At 74.1% G+C, this 3,354-nt stretch carries 5 protein-coding genes; 1 reads left to right on the plus strand and 4 read right to left on the minus strand.

Annotated elements, in window-relative coordinates; genetic code table 11:
- Positions 1 to 637: HAD family hydrolase (locus MXD58_RS23355; RefSeq protein ID WP_250609925.1), on the minus strand; the 637-nt coding region annotated here is incomplete at its 3' end.
- A gap of 100 nt (positions 638 to 737) precedes the next feature.
- On the opposite strand from MXD58_RS23355, the gene purS reads away from it, so the two are divergent.
- Complete coding sequence (purS, locus tag MXD58_RS23360) at positions 738 to 1,025, plus strand: phosphoribosylformylglycinamidine synthase subunit PurS (RefSeq protein WP_518478670.1); 288 nt, start codon at positions 738 to 740, stop codon at positions 1,023 to 1,025.
- Between the two features lie 13 nt (positions 1,026 to 1,038).
- On the opposite strand, the gene MXD58_RS23365 is transcribed toward purS, so the two are convergent.
- Genes MXD58_RS23365 through MXD58_RS23375 form a run of 3 tightly spaced genes read right to left on the minus strand, consistent with a single transcriptional unit; the run spans position 1,039 to position 3,176 of the window.
- Positions 1,039 to 1,389 carry a rhodanese-like domain-containing protein gene (locus MXD58_RS23365; RefSeq protein ID WP_248838452.1) on the minus strand — a complete coding sequence of 117 codons (351 nt, stop codon included), beginning with the start codon at positions 1,387 to 1,389 and terminating at the stop codon, positions 1,039 to 1,041.
- A 16-nt stretch (positions 1,390 to 1,405) separates the two neighbouring features.
- The gene (locus tag MXD58_RS23370) at positions 1,406 to 2,284 is read right to left on the minus strand and encodes an Fpg/Nei family DNA glycosylase (RefSeq protein WP_248838451.1); all 879 of its coding nucleotides are present in this window, start codon (positions 2,282 to 2,284) and stop codon (positions 1,406 to 1,408) included.
- 31 nt (positions 2,285 to 2,315) lie between these two features.
- Positions 2,316 to 3,176, minus strand: a complete 861-nt coding sequence (locus tag MXD58_RS23375; protein ID WP_248838450.1) for a 1,4-dihydroxy-6-naphtoate synthase — start codon at positions 3,174 to 3,176, stop codon at positions 2,316 to 2,318.
- Between the last annotated feature and the right edge of the window lie 178 nt (positions 3,177 to 3,354).

Consider the following 3,354-nt stretch of genomic DNA (forward strand, 5'->3'; position numbering starts at 1 on the left):
GCCTCGGGCCGGTCCGGCCGGCCGCCTCTGTGGCCAGCCACGGCGGGAACTGCGCCAGCCGGTCGAGCACCACCTGGGCCCCGGCGGCGCGCAGGTCCGCGGCGGAACACGGGCCCGTCGTGACTCCCACGGCAAGCGCGCCGCCCTCGCGGGCACCGACCATGTCACCCGTGTGATCGCCGACGTAGACGTCCACCTGGTGCGCCAGCATGGCCGCGCCCTTCCCGGCCGCGAAACGGGCGCCCTCGACGACGTCGGCGGCGATGCCGATGTGGTCCAGGCTCGCGCGGGCGAGGGCGGTGCTCTTGGCGGTCACCACGACCACCCGCCCGGCGATCCGGCGCACCGCGGCGACCGCCTCGGCGGCGCCGGGCATCGGCAGCGACGCGGGCAGAGCATGCACCTCGTACAGCTCGCGGTAGCGCGCGGCGCGCGCCGGGACCTCCGCGGCCGGGAACCAGTTCGCGAGCTCGGTCTCGAGCAACGGCCCGAGCCGGGACACCACGAGATCGGCGTCGACGGCCACGCCGGTCTCGCCGGACAGCGCGACCAGGGACGCCCGGATGCCGGCCCGGGCGTCGAGCAGGGTGAGGTCCAGATCGAATCCGACGACCGGGGTCGAACCACGCCATGGCATCACGAGATCAGCTTAGGCGGCCGCCGGAGGTCGGCTGGGGCCGGCCGACGCGGCACTCGGGCGCGGGCGAAACCCCGCCCGTCGGGCCGCCGGGCCGGTAGTGTCCGCGGATGTGACCAGGGTTGTGGTGGATGTGATGCTCAAACCGGAGATCCTTGACCCGCAGGGGCAGGCGGTGCTCAGCGCCCTGCCGCGGCTCGGGGTGAGCGGCATCGTCGGGGTCCGCCAGGGCAAGCGGTTCGAGCTCGAACTGGCGGACGGGGTGGAGCCGGACGGCGCGGTGCTCGCGCGGGTGGAGCATCTCGCGGCGACGTTGCTCGCCAACCCGGTGATCGAGGACTACGAGGTGCGGGTCGAGCGGTCGGTGGCGGACACGGGCGCCCGCTAGGAGATGCCCGGCATCACAGGACGGTGGGCGCGGCACCGCTGTCGCTGACCATGGGGCGGCCTCGGGCGTTCCAGCCGAGCATGCCATCGGTCATGTTGCGAGCCTGCCAGCCGCCCTGCACGAGATAGCCGGTGACGGCGGCGGACCGGCCGCCCGAGCGGCAGACGACGACGACCTCCTGCCCGCGGGGCACCTCGTCGAGCCGGGTGACGAGATCACCCATCGGGATGTGGACGGCGCCGGCGATGTGCCCGGCGGACCACTCGTCGGGTTCCCGCACGTCCACCAACGTCGGCGCACCGGCCGCGGAAAGATCAACAGGAAGGTCGTCGACGCTGACGGCCGGAATCTGATCAGAGCTCACGCCGCCATCCTGCCATCTACTTCAGCAGCCGGGACAGCCTGCGGTCCGCGAGTGTCCGACCGCCCGTCTGGCAGCTCGGGCAGTACTGCAGGGACCGATCCGCGAACGACACCTCCCGGATCGTGTCACCGCAGCGTGGGCAGGGCAGCCCGGTCCGGCCGTGGACGGACAGGTTCGCCTTCTTCTCCGCCTTGAGCTCACCGGCGGCGAGCCCGGCGGCCGCCTGCCGGGCCTCGGTGAGCACACCAACGAGCTGCGCGTGCAGCTGCGCCACCTCCGGCGCGGTCAGCGCGGCGGCCGGCCGGTACGGGGACATCCGCGCCGCCCACAGCGCCTCGTCGGAGTAGGCGTTGCCGACACCGGCGAGGCGCGCCTGGTCGGTCAGGACACCCTTGAGCTGGCTGCGCCCGGCGCCGGCGAGGATCTCCCCGAGCGCCTCGACCGTGAAGTCCGTGCCGAGGGGATCCGGGCCGAGCCGGGCGATGCCCGGCACGTCCGCCGGGTCCCGGACGAGGTGGACGGACAGCCGCTTCTGGGTGCCGGCCTCGGTGAGGTCGAACCCGGACCGGTCGTCGAAGGTGAGTCGTAGCGCGAGCGGCCCCCGGCCGGGCCGCGCGGGCGCCGTGGGCTGGGTCGACCGCCAGCGCAGCCACCCGGCCCGCGCCAGGTGGATGACCAGGTCAAGGGGCTCCCCGGTCTCCGTGGCGAACACCAGGTCGAGGAACTTGCCGTGCCTGCGCACCGCCGCGAGCGCGGTGCCCCGCAACGCTGTGATCGGCGGGTCGAACGTCTTCAGCGCACTGACGGCCACGGGTTCCACCCGGTCGACGACGCGACCGAGGGCGGTCTCCCGCAGGAACATGACAAGGGCGTCGACCTCCGGTAGCTCCGGCATGACCGCAGTGTCGCACCCGAGGCGGGTCTGGTCAGCGCAGCGGGCCGGGTAGTTCCGGCACGAGGCCGGCCTCGGCGGCGCGGGCGAGCAGCGTCTCGATCGCGGCGAACCCCTCCTCGCCGAGATCGAGACTGAACTCGTTGACGTACAGCCCGATGTGCGCGTCGACGACGTCGGGGGCCAGTTCCTGGGAGTGCTCGAGAACGTAGGCGGCGCTCGCGGCCGGGTCGGCGAACGCGGCGGCCACGCTCGCCCGCACCGCGGCGGACAGCGCCGGCCCGTCCAGCTCGCGGCGGGCGAGGATCGCGCCCAGCGGGATCGGCAGCGACGTCTGCTCCTCCCACCAGTCCCCGAGGTCCGCGAGCGCCGTCAGGCCGAAGGCCGGGTAGGTGAAGCGGGACTCGTGGATGACCAGGCCGGCGTCGTAGCGGCCGTCCCGCACCGCCGGCATGATCTGCTCGAACGGCAGCACGTCGATGCCGGCCACCCCGCGCTCGGCCGCCCACAGCCGGAACAGCAGGTAGGCGGTGGTGCGGCGGCCGGGGATGGCGACCCGGGCGCCGCGCAGGTCGGTGCGCCCGGCGGTGAGCACCAGCGGGCCGCAGCCACGCCCGAGCGCGCCGCCCGAGGTGAGTAGCTGGTAGTCGGCGAGCAGCCAGGGCAGCGCGGCGTACGAGACCTTGACCAGGTCGTCTCGACCGTCGGCGGCCCGGGTGTTCAGCACATCGATGTCGGCGAAGGTGACGCTGACGGCGGGCGCGTCCGGCACCAGCCCGTGGGCGAGGGCGTGGAAGGCGAACGTGTCGTTGGGGCACGGCGAGATGGCCAGCGACAGCGGCCGGCCGGCGCCCGTGGTCGTGTCCCGCTCGGATTCCGCCTGACTGACACTCATCCGGGCTCCTCCAGCCGCTGTGTGACCATCCCGCGATCAGCGGGTGCCGTTGCCTCCATGCGGGGGGCTGCCACCCAGCGTGGCCGACCCGGCGCCCGACGTGGTGGCCGGCTGGGCGACGAGACCCTCCGGGTGCGCCACGAGCGCGGCCGTCGGGACACCTACCACCAGCGGGGCC

Origin of the sequence: Frankia sp. AgKG'84/4 (assembly GCF_023242965.2) — a bacterium.
Lineage (GTDB): Bacteria > Actinomycetota > Actinomycetes > Frankiales > Frankiaceae > Frankia.